Here is a 14284-nt window from a genome sequence, read left to right as displayed (position 1 = left end):
TGTGAACGATGAAGCATCGAACGCACAGCGGTATTTTTTTATCTGGTTAGCCTTACTTGGTCTGGTTTCTTACGAAGCCGTCATAAATAGCACGGATTGCCTTGTCAAAATCATCGTTCTTGATTCCAATGATGATGTTGAGTTCAGACGAACCCTGATCAATCATGCGGACATTGACGCCTGCACCTGCCAGAGAAGAGAACAGCTTTGCAGCGGTTCCGCTGGCGGAACGCATGCCGCGGCCGACAACTGCTACCAGCGCATAATCCGACTCGATTTCTACGCTGTCCGGCTTTGCCAGACGATGAATAGCGGAAATGACCTGCTGTTCCTTGTTCATGAACTCGTCCTCGTGCACGATAACGGTCATGGTGTCAATGCCGGACGGCATATGCTCAAAGGAAATGTTGTTGTCCTCCAGTGCCTGCAGCACCTTGCGGCCAAACCCAACCTCAGAGTTCATCATTGCCTTGGTGACGAGAATCGTGCAGAAGCCCTTCTTGCCGGCAATACCGGTTACCACGTAATCCGGCTTCTGACCGGTAGTCTCTACAATCCAAGTGCCTGGATCCTGCGGACGATTGGTGTTGCGGATGTTGATCGGAATACCACAGTGACGAACCGGGAAGATTGCTTCTTCATGCAGAACCGAAGCACCCATGTAAGACAGCTCACGCAGCTCGCGATAGGTGATATAACGGATGCTGATCGGATCGTCTACGATGCGCGGGTCAGCTACGAGGAAGCCGGAAACATCGGTCCAGTTCTCGTAAATATCCGCCTTGCACGCCTGTGCAACGATAGAACCAGTGACATCAGAGCCGCCGCGGGAGAAGGTCTTGACGTTGCCGTCCTTGCCCAAGCCGTAGAAGCCCGGAATGACTGCGCGGGAAGCCTCTGCCAGACGAGCACCCAGCACGCGTTCGGTTTTGTACGGGTTCAGATTGCCTTCCTCGTTGAAGAAAATGACATCCTGTGCGTCGATAAATTCGATGCCCAGATACTCTGCCATAATCTTGCCGTTGAGATACTCGCCGCGAGATGCCGTGTAGTCCTTCTGCGGGTCATTGCGCAGCTGTTCTTCAATGATTGCAAAATCCTCATCCAGAGAGAAATTCTCCAAATGCAGACCTTCAATAATCTCCATATAGCGAGCCTTGATGGCAGCCATCTGCTCGGCAATGTCCTTGCCCTGACTAGCCAAATCGTATGCATGGAGCAGCATATCGGTCACCTTCGTATCGTCAGAGAAACGCTTGCCCGGTGCGGACGGAACGACGTATACGCGACTCTCATCCGCCCGGATGATCTCTCCTACCTTCTGAAACTGTTCAGCGCTGGCAAGAGAACTGCCGCCAAACTTTACAACCTTTTTCATTCTTGAAAACCTCCGGAATTTTCTATCTGCCAGTCGTTGGCAGGAAACTTGCACTTTTGAAAATACACATTTAACTTTACATGCTTTTTGCACATATTTCAAGTCTAAATTTCATATTCCTGCAAACTACGTGCAATCCGGTAATATTCTTCCGTTTGTTTCGTCAAATTTCGTGCCGAATGACCAATATCAATTGTACTGCGGCGGAAAATATGGTACACTATTCAAGAATGTTTCAAAGAAAGAAGGCAGTCTATGATAAAAAAACAAACCGGAAATCTTATTTTGCTGCTCACAGCTCTGATTTGGGGCTCTTCGTTTGTCGCACAGACAACCGGCATGGAGCATGTGCAGCCGTTTACGTTCATGGGCATTCGTACCGTGCTCGGCGGACTGGTTTTGATTCCCGTTATTTTGTTCCAGCGGCGCATGCAGTCGAAAGCGCAGCGCCGTGCGCCGGAAGTACAGCGGCACATAGACCGCATGTCCCTCATCGGCGGCATCTGCTGCGGTCTCGTGCTGTGTATCGCCGGTGATTTGCAGCAGTTTGGCATGACCACGACATCTCCGGGCAAAGCGGGATTTATCACCTCCCTGTACATCGTCATTGTCCCGCTGCTCGGCATATTTATCGGAAAGAAAATCCCCAAAATTGTTTGGTTCTGCGTCGCCGCCGCATTGTTCGGCTTTTATCTGCTGTGTGTCACCGAGCAATTTACCATTTCAACCGGCGATTTGCTCGTTTTGTGCTGTGCATTCTTTTTCTCTATTCATATTATGGTCATCGACCATTTCGGCGAAAAGGGCATAGACGGCGTCTTGATGTCCTGTGTACAGTTTCTTGTCGCTGGCGGCATCAGCCTGATTGCGATGTTTGCCTTGGAATCGCCGACATGGGCGCATATTTTCGCCGCGCGTTCCTCTATTTTATACAGCGGCGTGATGTCGTGCGGCGTTGCCTATACACTGCAGATTCTCGGTCAAAAGCGCACGGATCCGACTTCCGCCACCCTGCTGATGAGCTTGGAATCTGTCTTTGCCGCCCTGTCCGGCTGGCTGATTCTGCACCAGAGCTTTTCTCTGCGCGAATTTCTCGGCTGTGTTTTGGTCTTTGCCGCTGTGCTGTTGTCACAGATTCCCCTGCCGCAAAAGAATATTCGCACGCAAAAAACCAGCATGGAATGATCCATGCTGGTTTTTTTCTCTTATCTTCAATGTACTTCTTTTAATTCTTCCTCGCGTTTGCGATTAGACGCCTGTACAAACCGCAGCAGCAGAATAATCAGCACAATGGAAACGATTGCAATCGGCAGTGCAATCCATGCAGACTGTACAAAACCTGCCAGAACATATGCTGCGCACGACACAACTGCTGTCAAGACGGCATACGGAAGCTGTGTGGATACATGATTCATATGATCGCACTGTGCACCGGCGGACGCCATAATGGTCGTGTCCGAAATCGGAGAACAATGGTCGCCGCAAACCGCACCTGCCATACACGCCGAAATGGAAATCAGCATGAGTTCATGGTTGGTGCCCTCGAATACCGCAACAACAATCGGAATCAGAATGCCAAACGTGCCCCATGAGGTGCCCGTCGCAAATGCCAAGAAGCAGCCAACCAAGAAGATAACAGCCGGCAGGAACATCTGTAAATCGCCTGCAACCAGCTTCATACTGCCTGCAACAAATTCCTTACAGCCAATGCTGTCGGTCATTGCCTTCAACGTCCACGCAAACGATAAAATCAGAATTGCTGGAACCATCGCCTTGAAGCCCTCAGACAGACAATCCATGCAGTCGCGGAACGACAAAACGCCGCGAACCTGATAGAGCAGAATAGTAATAACCAGACCGAAGAAACTGCCCATAGACAGACCAACAGAAGCGCTGCTGTTAGAGAATGCCGTGACAAAATCGGCGCCGGAGAAAAATCCGCCGGTGTAAATCATGCCGATCACACAGCAAATAACCAAGCTGATAATCGGAATGACGAGATCCGCCACACTTCCCTTTTTGCCGTCCTTCTCCGTGACATCTTCCTGCACGCGGATGCTGCCGTTTGATAACAGATCACCGCGCTCAGCATTGCGCTCATGCAGCTCCATAGGACCGAATTCCACCTTGGCAAGTACCATGCCAACCATCAGCACGACCATGAGAATGGCGTAAAAATTGTACGGAATGGCACTGACAAACAGGTTCATGCCGTCTTCACCGTCTACAAAGCCGCAAACGGCAGCAGCCCAAGACGAAATCGGAGAGATGATGCACACCGGCGCAGCCGTTGCATCAATCAAAAATGCCAGCTTGGCACGCGATACATTGTGTCCGTCTGTCACCGGACGCATGACACTGCCAACCGTCAAGCAATTGAAGTAGTCATCAATAAAGATGAGGATACCCAGCAAAATCGTCGCCAGCTGCGCGCCGGCTTTGGTTTTGATGTGCGATTTTGCCCATTCACCAAACGCCGCAGAACCGCCCGCATTATTCATCAGTGCAACGATCGTGCCAAGCAGAATCAGGAAAATCAAGATGCCCACATTGCCGGAATCTGACAGCACAGACAAAAAGCCGTCTTCGAGCACATGCGTCACAGTTCCTTCAAAGCTACAGCCAGAAAACAGCACGCCGCCAACGACAATACCGGCAAACAAGGAGCTGTATACCTCTTTTGTCAGCAGCGCCAACGTAATCGCCACAATTGGCGGCATAAGCGCCCATGCCGTTCCTGTCACATCGCCCGCCTGACGCGCGATGACCAGCAGCACCACACACACCACTGCAATCAGCGTCAGAATAGACCGTTTGAGAATGGTTTTTTTCTTTCTCATATTGCCCTTCATATGTTCTCCTCTCTCGAATCGCAGATGCTCTGAGATTCGACAGTATTTTACATCTTAGTATACCGCCTTTTGCGCGAATTGAAAAGCCTTTGTTAAGAAACTGTTATGGTCAGAACCAACAAATTTTTCTTTTTTTGCAGGAAATCCGCCCGCGCAGCTCCTGTATTCTATTTTTCCTGCAAAAAAGGCTCGAAAGATGTCTCTTTCAAGCCTTTTTTTATTGTACTATCAATCTCTGCGCAGCGCATCAATCGGATTGAGATTTGCCGCCTTTACAGCCGGAATCACACCGGAAATGACGCCAATCACAATGGACAGCATTCCCGCCAGCAGCATGGCGGGAATGCTGATCGCCGTCGGTGTTCCTGTCAGCAGGCTGATAATCTTCGCCAGAACCAAACCGCTGATTACACCAATCAAACCGCCAATACAGGTCAGTACAGATGCCTCTGTCAGGAACTGACCCAAAATCACACCACGCTTTGCGCCCAGTGCCTTTTTCAAGCCCACTTCCCGCGTGCGTTCTGTGACGGACACCAACATGATGTTCATGACGCCAATCGCACCGACAATCAGCGAGATGCCCGCAATCCAAATCAGCTGCTTGCCGGAGGAATCCGACAAATCCTGCAGCTGCTGTGCCGCCTGTTTGATGCTCGGGCTGTCATAGCAAGCTTCCGAGGTGTCCAGTGTCGGAAATGACGCGTTGATAATTTCACTCGCCGTTTCACCAACCTGTGTCATATTGTCGGTTGTATCTGCGCGAAGTGCTGCGTTCTGCGGTTCATCAAACTGATAGACAATCGGCCAAGCCGTATTGGGAATCATAACCGTGCCGCTACTTCCGTTGTCTGCGTACATATGATAATCGCTGTAACTGTTAATGACCTTTGTTGATTTGCTGGAAACCGCGACAATGCCGACCACCTGAAAGGGTTCTCCCTTAATTTCAATGGTCTTGCCGATTGGGTCTTCTCCCGCAAACATGGTCACCGATGCTTTTTCATCCAACAGCGCGACCTTATGGCGCTGCATATAATCGCTTGTGGTAAACGGCCGCCCAACAGATATTTGATACTTATACACGTTCAAGTAGTTTTCGTCTATGCCATTCACATTGCCGCTGAAGCTTTGATTCTGATAATACACATCATTGCTGTACTGCCGCTGTGTATACAGCGACACGCCCTCTACGTGGTCAATGTCCATCAGATTTCGCCGTGTGTACTCGGAAATGGTAGAAACGCCGTTCGGCACCGACTGATAATCCAGCTGAATGGGATTGTCATCCTGACACAATTGTACTTCGACAATATTATTTCCGTTGCCAATCAAATTTTGCTTGATCTGCTCATTGGTTCCCTTCATCATGGATACAATCGAGATGATGGACGCAATGCCAATGATAATGCCCAGCATCGTCAGAGCGGAACGCATTTTGTGGCTCCAAATGCCTTGAAAGGCAAGCCTCATATTTTCAAACATCGTTTCACTCCTTCTTTACTGCCACAGCTCGGAAGTATCCGCCTGCCGTGTCGCAGCGCCTTCCTTGACGTTTTTTCCATACGGAAAGGCAACCCAGTCATCTCCGGTCAATCCGTTTTTGATTTGTGTATAATAGCCATCCAACGATTTTCCGATTGTAACTTGGCGCTTTTCCAATTTTTCATCTTCGCCCTGCACATACACATAGTTTTTGCCGTTTTCTTTCACAATAAAGGCGGATTCCAAATACAAACTGTTCTGTTCCGATTCGGTCTCCAGCGTAACGCTAACCGAACTTTGATCTGTCAGCTCGCCGCTGTCATCCAGCTGGATATATACCGGATAGTAGGACGAATTGGTGTTGCCTGTATATCCTTGGTCATCACTCGGATAGGTGCTGATGCTCTTGACCTTGCCTGTATAGCTTTCTCCGGTCATCCAATCCTGCACCGTCGCAGACTGACCAACCTGAACTTCTTTCAGAGTAAATTCGTTGACAGAAATCTTTACCAGATAACCGCCGCCACCGCTGATTTTCATAAAAGCCTTGCTCTTATTGCTCGAATCGCCAACATATGTCACCGTTCCATCCAATTCGCTGTAAACCGTGTTGTTCTGTTCTTCCTTCTGCTTCTTTGTGTACTGCAGCTTTGCCTGCCGCAGCTGCAAATCCAAATCTCGAATCGACTCTTTTTGTTCTTTGATCATCTGCTCGATTTCTTGTTTGGTATAGGTGGTCTCTCCGTTGTCATCTGCCGGAATGTTTTCTCCGTTTCCCGCGGCATCAGACGGCGCTTGAGACCCGTTTTTGTCGTCCGCCTCCCCGCTTGGCGCATCGTCATCCGGTTTCTTGACCGACTCTGCGTCACCGCCCAGCAGCACGACCTTTACAGCCGAGCCGGACGCACCGGTATTGGTCATGTTGCTTCCGGAATCCTTGCTGTCCGAACCGCCTGATTCAACCGGATCTATCTGCGTAATCTGTTCCTGAATCGGTTCGCCCGGACGATATTTCTGCACAATTTTCAGGTTGTTTTTTGCCGTTTTCAGCTGTAGTTCCAGCTTTTTGATGTCGAGCTGCGCCCGCTGCATATCCAAATCGGACAGCGTGGTATCATAGGAAAACAGCTTGTCTCCTTTTTTCACCTGCTGTCCCTCTTTGACAGCTACTTCGCCTACCGTCTGCGATTCGGATATCATGACGGTCTGCACGCCGTCTGCCTGTATGGTGCCATCGTATTGTCCGCCACCCCACCAGTTGGATTCGCTCATCGAAATGCTGTCATCGGAAGCGGAATAGACGGCAACCGTTCCGTTGAAATGGCTCTGATACACACAGAAGCAGCCAAATCCGACCGCACCCGCCAGCACGGCAGCACCTACGATTATTTTTGCTTTTTTCGGAATCTTTTTCACCGTGCCGAAACCTCCCTATCTGTAAACAGTTCTCCGTCATAAATATGAAAGCACTTGTCCGCTTCTTGCGCGACTTCTGCCGCATGGGTAATGGTGATGATGGTAATGCCCTCTTGGTTGAGCTGTCGGAACAGCTGCATAATATTTTTACCGGACTGGCTGTCCAATGCGCCGGTCGGTTCATCCGCCAGCAAAAGCTTCGGATTGCCCACAATTGCGCGGGCAATCGCTGCGCGCTGGCACTGACCGCCGGACATCTGATTCGGGTAAAACTCCATGCGGTCACCCAGTCCAACTTTTTCCAGTACCTCTGCCGCCCGTGCGCGGCGTTCTTTTTTGCGCACGCCGCGATACAGCAGCGGCAGCGCGACGTTGTCCAGTGCTGTCAGTTCCGGCAGCAAATCCGCGTGCTGAAAGACAAACCCCAGTGTTTTATTCCGGATTTCCGCCATTCGATTTTCCGACAAACCGGAAATTTCTTCTCCATCCAGCGAAAATGTACCGGAGGTCGGAACATCCAAACAGCCGATAATGTTCATCAGCGTGGTCTTTCCCGAACCGGACGGTCCCATAATCGCGATGTACTCGCCCTGCTGCACCGTAAAAGTCACATGCTTGAGCACCGGAACCGTCAGCTTTCCCCGCGCATAATCTTTGAAAATATCGCGGCATGCAATGATTTGACTCATTATGACGCTCCCTCCTCGGCCGGCATCGCTGCAGAGCCCATATCGCCGGATGTATCCGCAGACGAATCCTCTGATTCACCGGAGTCACCGGCATTGGAGACGGTTGTCTTTTCGCCCTCCTTACAGGTATCCGTCGGGAACGCCAAATAATCACGCAGTGTCAGACCGTCTGTGATTTCATAGGTATTGGTTTCTTCATTGTGTCTGCCAATCGTGACATGATGCTTTTCCAGCTTGCCTTCGTTGTTCGCCAGCCAAACGTAGGTGTCATCGCCGTCCTGCACAACATAGTCTGCATTGAGCCAGATACCCTTATCGGTTTCCTGACTGCCCAGCGTGATATACACGTGCTGTCCGATCATCATATCATCCTGTGTATTCGGCACCACATAAAACGTATACTTGGACGCGGTATTGTCTGCATTCTGGTCATTTCCCATGGAAGAATCATCCGACTCGCTGACCGCACCTTCTGTATCCACCTGAGAAATGGTGCCCGCCCAAGTCTTGCTCTCGTCAATGCGGGAATGGATGGTCACTTCTGCGCCCTTTTCCAAATCTCCAACTTCCAGTTCACTGACTTTACCCTTAATCTTGTATGCGCCGGTTTGCAGGATTGTCATAAAGGTATCGCTGCCGTCCGACGATTTGCCCGTAGAAATCGACTGCACCACGCCGTCTGCCTCTGCGACAACGTCCGCATTCTGCAAATTCTTTTGCAGATCCTCCAGTTCTTTTTGCTTTTTCTTCAAATTGTACTGCTCCGACGTCAGATCCAGCTGTGCTTCCTGAATTTGCAGGTTATAACTGAGCTGCTCGGATTTTCCCGCCGACTTCTTGTCTTTTTTCAGCTGTGTAATCTGCTGCTGATACGATGTGATTTTGTTCTGGATAGATTCTATTTCCAGCTTCGCAGAATCCACGGAAATTTGCAAAGAATCTTTATTGTAAGAGAACAGAACCTGTCCCTTCTTCACGCTGTCTCCCTGTTGTACCTTGACCTCGTCAATCGTCTTATCATCGTCTTTTTCGATTTTCTGCGCCTTGCTCGACTCAACGACACCGGAAAACTGACTCGCCGTTGTGTCATATCCCAGAATATCCCCCACACTCTGCACATACACAGTCTGGTTGATTGTTCCACTTCCGCAGCCGCACAGCAGCAACAGAGAAGCCGCCAAACAACCTCCTAAAATGTGTTTCTTCATGATGTTCTTCCTTTCCTTCGTTATTCTCTCTCAGCAGCAAATGCCAATTGGATGCAATATCGTCCCTTGGTCTTTCGCACCTGACAGAGTCCGTGCATTTTCTCCATCATCAGGCAAATATTCCGCACACCGACCTCCGTGCTCTCCGGATTTTTGCTCTGCAATAGAATCTCGTTTTCAAATCGAATGACAAGCTGCCGTCTGCTGCCGGAAACCGTCAGCAGCACCGGATGCTGCGGGTCGGCATATTTCAAAATATTGGAGCCGATGTTGTCAAAGATTCGTCCCATATATTCCATAGATACGGCGATATACGCCTCCGGCCAATCCAGCTGTGCTTGTATGTGATAGCCATTGATCTCCAAAAATCCCACCAGATTAGACAGATAGTCCTCTAGAATAAACTGGGCTTTGACGGGCGGTTCCAATTGAACGGAACTTTTTTTGGACATATAAAACCGGTCAAACAACTGATCGGACAGCTGCTTGATTTGGACAACCTTTTCGCGGCTCTTGTCCAAATACTGATGCATCTCCTGTTCGGTATCATATCTGCCCTCACGCAGCAAATCCAAATACAGGCTCAGGCTGGTCATCGGCGTGCGCAGGTCGTGCGATACCGCGGCAATCAGCTCATAGTTCGCCCGCTTGGCTTCTGCTTCCTTTTCCATGTTTTCCGCCAGCGCCATGCGCATCTGATTGAGGCCGTTTGCCAGCGTACCCAGCTCATCGGTTCCGCGCACGGTAATCGGTTTTTCCAAGCCGCCGGTCTCCAAAATTTTGATTTCCTGCTCGAGTTTTCGGATATAGGCAATCTTTTTGCTAAACCAGCCCACAAACAGCAGGACAAACAAGATGACACAGATGCCGATTTCTATAACGGTCGCAGTTGTATAATACGCACTGTCGTAGTATCCGTACAGCAGAACCTGCGCATCTCCATCGGCAAATGCAATGGTTTGTGTCGTAAAGCCGTCTGTTTCGCTTTCCGAATACGTCTTGTTAAAATATCCTGTTCCCAAGCGGTAGGCTGTCGAATCGTAAATCAGCTGGTCGTTTTGATAAATGCCCATCATCAAATAGCCTTCGCGCTGACCGTCCAGCCAAATATCAATGTCATTCGTATCTTCTACGTGTAAATCCTGTTGAGACACATACTCCTGCAAAGACTGCAGCATCTCTTTATTCCGCTGTTCGACATGCACTTGTTTGGACAGACACTGATCCAGCAGATATGTACCGACACTGTTGAGAATCAGATAACACACACAAGAAATCAGCGCAGAAACACACACGACTGCAATCGCCTGATTTTTCAGATTCAGTCTCAGCTTATTCAAAGCGGTAACCCTTTCCCCAAACGGTTTTGATGTGTTCCGGACTTTCCGGTACATTTTCAATTTTTATGCGCAGATTTCGAATGTGCACCATGATGGTACTGTTGGAGGCATACAAATATGGTTCTTTCCAAACGTTTTCATATACCTGCTGTGCAGAAAAGACTTTTCCCGGATGCTTCATGAGCAGCAATAAAATCTTATATTCGATTTCTGTCACGCGAATCGGCCGGTTGTTTTTCCAGACGCCTTTCATCAATTCATTGATTTTGATATCACCGACTTGAATAATCGTTTGCTCTGCCGCAGTCTCCTCGACGGTTTTTTTGCCGCTGTACACATGGTATCGGCGCAGCAGCGCTTTGACACGTCCCAGCAGCTCCGCGTAGGAAAACGGCTTGATGATATAATCGTCTCCGCCCGCCATCAGTCCCATGACTTTATCCGTTTCGCTGGATTTTGCCGTGAGAAACAGCACCGGAACATAGGATACCTTGCGAATTTCTTCACATGTTTTGATGCCGGAGATGCCCGGCATCATCACGTCTAAAATTACCAAGTCAATGGATTCGTCCAATTGTTCCAAGCCTTTGGTGCCGCAATCCGCTTCTATAATTTCATACCCCTCAGCGGACAGGAGCAATCGAACACCTTCCCGAATGTCTGCATCGTCTTCTATCAGCAAAATTCTCGTCATCATTGTTTCACGCTCCTTACCAGTTCTGTGCTTCTATTATACAAAAGATTGCCGCATTTGTACCATAAAGAATTCTTAATTTTTCTTAAGTTTGAGCAAAATACAAAAAAGCGAAATTGAAAATCCATTTCATATTGACTTTTTCCGCGCTTGTGCTATAATTTGAAAATGGTTTTCAATTTATGGGGGCATACTATATGGCGAATAAATCACAATACCGCACCAAACAGATGGCAGAGATTCTTTCGTACCTGCAATCTATGCAGGGCAGCCATGTGACGGTGCACGATATTCATGCTTATTTCAAGAGCAAAAATATTTCGGTCGGAACAACAACCATTTATCGGCATTTGGACCGCATGGTGGCAGAGGGCATTGTTACCAAATATGTTGTCGATGAAAAAAGCAGCGCTTGCTTTGAGTATCTCGGCGACAAATCGCATTGTCATCCCACCGTCTGCTTTCACTGCAAATGCAAAAAATGCGGCAAGCTGATTCATCTGCACTGCAAAGAACTGGAAGCTGTGTACCTGCACCTGTTAAACGATCACGGATTTCAGGTGGACGCACCGCGTTCTGTTATTTATGGTCTTTGCGAAGATTGTCAGCAGACAGGAGGACACACATGAAAAAAATATTTTCTTTTTGCTTAACACTGGTATTGCTGGCAGGACTGCTCACCGGCTGCGGAACAGCCTCTGATACAAGCGCACCAAACACACAAACCAAATCGCTTCACATTGTCACAACCATCTTCCCGACATACGATTGGGTGCGGACAGTGTTGGGCGATCAGGCGGACAATGCAGAAATCACCTTTCTGCTTGACAACGGCGTAGACATGCACAGCTATCAGCCCTCCGCAGAAGATATTATGAAGATTTCTTCCTGCGATGTCTTGGTGTACGTCGGCGGTGAATCGGACGCTTGGGCGTCCGATGCGCTGAAAAATGCATCCAACAAAAACATGCAGGTAATCAATCTGCTGGATGTTCTCGGCGAACATGCTAAGGAAGAAGAAACTGTCGAAGGGATGCAGGGTGCCGATGACCATGACCACGAGCACGGAAGCGGAGAATCGTCTGAAGAAGAACCGGAATATGATGAACATGTCTGGTTATCCCTCAAAAATGCGCAGCTGTTTGTTTCCGCCATTGCAGACAGCCTTTCTCAGGCAGATACCGCCCATGCAGATGCATATGCTGCCAATGCGGTTGCTTACAACAAACAATTGGCACAGTTGGACGCCGCCTATCAATCCGCGGTAGACGCCGCGCCGATCAAAACCGTCTTGTTTGCAGACCGTTTTCCATTCCGCTATCTTGTAGATGACTACGGGCTGTCGTATTATGCGGCGTTTTCCGGCTGCTCGGCGGATACACAGGCCAGCTTTGATACCATTATTTTTCTGGCAGACAAAGTCAACGAATTGGGACTGCACAGCATTCTAACCATTGAAAATTCCGATGATAAAATTGCGAACACCATCATTCAAAACACGCAGAGCCGAGATCAGCAGATTCGCACCCTCAATTCCATGCAGACTGTCACATCCAACGATCTCGCATCCGGCACAACCTATCTTTCCATCATGAAAGAAAACCTTTCTGTTTTGTCGGCAGCTTTGCAATAAGGAGCATATACCCCATGGCACTCATTACCTGTAAAGACTTGGTTCTCGGCTACGACGGCCGAGCCATCACACAAGCATTTGATTTTTCCGTTCACACCGGCGACTATTTGTGCATCGTCGGCGAAAACGGTTCCGGTAAATCCACGCTTATCAAAACGCTGCTGCATTTACAGCCGCCCATCAGCGGCAGCATTGAAGCCGGAGACGGTCTCCGCCCCAATGAAATCGGCTATCTGCCGCAGCAAACAGCAGTACAGCGCGACTTTCCGGCTTCTATCCGCGAAGTTGTCATTTCCGGCTGTCAAGGGCGCTGCGGACTGCGTCCCTTTTATAATCGCGAGGAAAAAAAGCTTGCCGCAGAAATGATACACAAGCTGGGGCTGGACGGCATGGAAAACCGCTGCTACCGAGAGCTTTCCGGCGGACAGCAGCAGCGCGTTCTGCTCGCACGTGCTCTGTGCGCCACGCAAAAGGTTTTGCTGCTCGACGAACCGGTTGCTGGTCTCGACCCGAAAGTCACCACCGAGATGTACCGCATCATTGATGACCTGAACAAGCAGGACGGCATCACCATTATCATGATTTCTCATGATATGGATGCTGCTCTGCACTATGCGACTCACATCCTTCACATCGGTGAGACCTCGTTCTATGGCACCAAGGCACAATATCTCAACAGCAAAATCGGCAAACGCTTTGCCTCTCTGGAAGGAAGTGACGCACAATGAGTTTCTTGGACACACTGGCATTTTATTTTGCCTATCCGTTTGTTCGATACGCGTTGATTGTCGGCGTACTCATTGCGCTGTGCTCCTCTCTGCTCGGCGTGACGCTGGTGCTCAAGCGGTTTTCCTTCATCGGAGACGGTCTTTCCCACGTCGCGTTCGGCGCCATCGCCATAGCAGCGGTTCTCAATCTGTCCAACCAAATGATTTTGGTCTTTCCAATCACCATTGTGTGCGCGATTTTGCTGCTGCGCACCGGACAAAACACAAAAATCAAGGGTGACGCCGCCATTGCTATGATTTCTGTCGGAGCACTGGCAATTGGTTATCTGATTATGAATCTGTTCTCCGCTTCCTCCAATGTATCCGGTGATGTGTGCAGTACACTGTTCGGCTCTACCTCTATTCTGACCCTGACGCAGGGAGAGGTTTGGCTGTGTGCGATTCTGTCGCTCGTTGTCATTGCTATCTTTATTTTGTTCTACAACAAAATTTTTGCTGTGACTTTTGATGAAAATTTTGCGCTGTCCGCAGGAACCAACGCCAACGCATACAATCTGCTCATTGCAATTGTCATTGCCGTTATCATTGTCTTGGCGATGAATTTGGTCGGCTCGCTGCTGATTTCCGCACTGGTCATCTTCCCTGCGCTGTCCGCGATGCGCGTATTTCAAAACTTCCGCGCTGTGACCATTTGTTCCGCGGTGTTGTCCGTCATCTGCGCATTCTTGGGAATCCTTGTTTCCATTCTCGCCAGCACACCGGTCGGTTCTACCATCGTTGCGGTCAATATTGTTGCGTTTGCGTTGTTCTGTGCAGTCGGCAAACTGAAAATTTAAAATCTATCGTATAAAAATGCCGTGT

13 protein-coding genes are annotated in these 14284 nt (G+C 49.2%); 5 read left to right on the top strand and 8 right to left on the bottom strand.

Annotation, left to right across the window (positions count from 1 at the left end; all coding sequences use genetic code 11):
• Positions 1-52: 52 nt before the first annotated feature.
• Positions 53-1378: an aspartate kinase gene (locus KQI75_RS00225; RefSeq protein WP_216468683.1), complete on the bottom strand. Its 1326-nt coding sequence runs from the start codon at positions 1376-1378 to the stop codon at positions 53-55.
• Between the two features lie 255 nt (positions 1379-1633).
• Between KQI75_RS00225 and KQI75_RS00220 the strand changes: the two genes are divergently transcribed.
• Positions 1634-2563 (top strand): DMT family transporter, encoded by a 930-nt coding sequence (locus tag KQI75_RS00220; protein WP_216468682.1) that lies wholly within the window; start codon positions 1634-1636, stop codon positions 2561-2563.
• 26 nt (positions 2564-2589) lie between these two features.
• Here KQI75_RS00220 and KQI75_RS00215 read toward each other — a convergent pair whose 3' ends face one another.
• From KQI75_RS00215 to KQI75_RS00185, 7 genes are all read right to left on the bottom strand, one after another.
• Complete coding sequence (locus KQI75_RS00215; protein ID WP_216468681.1) at positions 2590-4230, bottom strand: Na+/H+ antiporter NhaC family protein; 1641 nt, start codon at positions 4228-4230, stop codon at positions 2590-2592.
• A 228-nt stretch (positions 4231-4458) separates the two neighbouring features.
• Entirely contained in the window at positions 4459-5715 is a 1257-nt protein-coding gene (locus tag KQI75_RS00210) for an ABC transporter permease (protein ID WP_216468680.1), read from the bottom strand.
• Between the two features lie 15 nt (positions 5716-5730).
• Entirely contained in the window at positions 5731-7131 is a 1401-nt protein-coding gene (locus KQI75_RS00205) for an efflux RND transporter periplasmic adaptor subunit (protein WP_216468679.1), read from the bottom strand.
• Positions 7128-7820 carry an ABC transporter ATP-binding protein gene (locus tag KQI75_RS00200; protein ID WP_216468678.1) on the bottom strand — a complete coding sequence of 231 codons (693 nt, stop codon included), beginning with the start codon at positions 7818-7820 and terminating at the stop codon, positions 7128-7130. Before KQI75_RS00200 ends, KQI75_RS00205 begins: the two co-directional genes overlap by 4 nt.
• Entirely contained in the window at positions 7820-9028 is a 1209-nt protein-coding gene (locus KQI75_RS00195; RefSeq protein WP_216468677.1) for an efflux RND transporter periplasmic adaptor subunit, read from the bottom strand. Before KQI75_RS00195 ends, KQI75_RS00200 begins: the two co-directional genes overlap by 1 nt.
• A 20-nt stretch (positions 9029-9048) precedes the next feature.
• Entirely contained in the window at positions 9049-10368 is a 1320-nt protein-coding gene (locus KQI75_RS00190) for a HAMP domain-containing sensor histidine kinase (protein ID WP_216468676.1), read from the bottom strand.
• Positions 10361-11062, bottom strand: a complete 702-nt coding sequence (locus KQI75_RS00185) for a response regulator transcription factor (protein WP_281416171.1) — start codon at positions 11060-11062, stop codon at positions 10361-10363. The genes KQI75_RS00190 and KQI75_RS00185 overlap by 8 nt, the downstream gene beginning before the upstream one ends.
• 197 nt (positions 11063-11259) lie before the next feature.
• Between KQI75_RS00185 and KQI75_RS00180 the strand changes: the two genes are divergently transcribed.
• Genes KQI75_RS00180 through KQI75_RS00165 form a run of 4 tightly spaced genes read left to right on the top strand, consistent with a single transcriptional unit; the run spans position 11260 to position 14259 of the window.
• Entirely contained in the window at positions 11260-11691 is a 432-nt protein-coding gene (locus tag KQI75_RS00180) for a Fur family transcriptional regulator (RefSeq protein ID WP_216468674.1), read from the top strand.
• Positions 11688-12695: a metal ABC transporter substrate-binding protein gene (locus KQI75_RS00175; RefSeq protein ID WP_216468673.1), complete on the top strand. Its 1008-nt coding sequence runs from the start codon at positions 11688-11690 to the stop codon at positions 12693-12695. Before KQI75_RS00180 ends, KQI75_RS00175 begins: the two co-directional genes overlap by 4 nt.
• A 14-nt stretch (positions 12696-12709) precedes the next feature.
• Complete coding sequence (locus KQI75_RS00170) at positions 12710-13423, top strand: metal ABC transporter ATP-binding protein (RefSeq protein ID WP_216468672.1); 714 nt, start codon at positions 12710-12712, stop codon at positions 13421-13423.
• Positions 13420-14259 carry a metal ABC transporter permease gene (locus KQI75_RS00165; protein ID WP_216468671.1) on the top strand — a complete coding sequence of 280 codons (840 nt, stop codon included), beginning with the start codon at positions 13420-13422 and terminating at the stop codon, positions 14257-14259. The genes KQI75_RS00170 and KQI75_RS00165 overlap by 4 nt, the downstream gene beginning before the upstream one ends.
• The last annotated feature ends 25 nt before the right edge of the window (positions 14260-14284 follow it).

Origin of the sequence: Butyricicoccus intestinisimiae, from assembly GCF_018918345.1 — a bacterium.
Classification (GTDB): domain Bacteria; phylum Bacillota; class Clostridia; order Oscillospirales; family Butyricicoccaceae; genus Butyricicoccus_A; species Butyricicoccus_A intestinisimiae.
Note: the sequence above shows the minus strand (reverse complement) of the source record. Positions and strands in the feature narration are given on the sequence as shown.

Bases quoted from the DNA above. Each gene is read 5' to 3' on its own strand.
- KQI75_RS00225 (WP_216468683.1), bottom strand. From the start codon at position 1,378: ATGAAAAAGGTTGTAAAGTTTGGCGGCAGTTCTCTTGCCAGCGCTGAA.
- KQI75_RS00220 (WP_216468682.1), top strand. From the start codon at position 1,634: ATGATAAAAAAACAAACCGGAAATCTTATTTTGCTGCTCACAGCTCTG.
- KQI75_RS00215 (WP_216468681.1), bottom strand. From the start codon at position 4,230: ATGAAGGGCAATATGAGAAAGAAAAAAACCATTCTCAAACGGTCTATT.
- KQI75_RS00210 (WP_216468680.1), bottom strand. From the start codon at position 5,715: ATGTTTGAAAATATGAGGCTTGCCTTTCAAGGCATTTGGAGCCACAAA.
- KQI75_RS00200 (WP_216468678.1), bottom strand. From the start codon at position 7,820: ATGAGTCAAATCATTGCATGCCGCGATATTTTCAAAGATTATGCGCGG.
- KQI75_RS00195 (WP_216468677.1), bottom strand. From the start codon at position 9,028: ATGAAGAAACACATTTTAGGAGGTTGTTTGGCGGCTTCTCTGTTGCTG.
- KQI75_RS00185 (WP_281416171.1), bottom strand. From the start codon at position 11,062: ATGACGAGAATTTTGCTGATAGAAGACGATGCAGACATTCGGGAAGGT.
- KQI75_RS00180 (WP_216468674.1), top strand. From the start codon at position 11,260: ATGGCGAATAAATCACAATACCGCACCAAACAGATGGCAGAGATTCTT.
- KQI75_RS00175 (WP_216468673.1), top strand. From the start codon at position 11,688: ATGAAAAAAATATTTTCTTTTTGCTTAACACTGGTATTGCTGGCAGGA.
- KQI75_RS00170 (WP_216468672.1), top strand. From the start codon at position 12,710: ATGGCACTCATTACCTGTAAAGACTTGGTTCTCGGCTACGACGGCCGA.
- KQI75_RS00165 (WP_216468671.1), top strand. From the start codon at position 13,420: ATGAGTTTCTTGGACACACTGGCATTTTATTTTGCCTATCCGTTTGTT.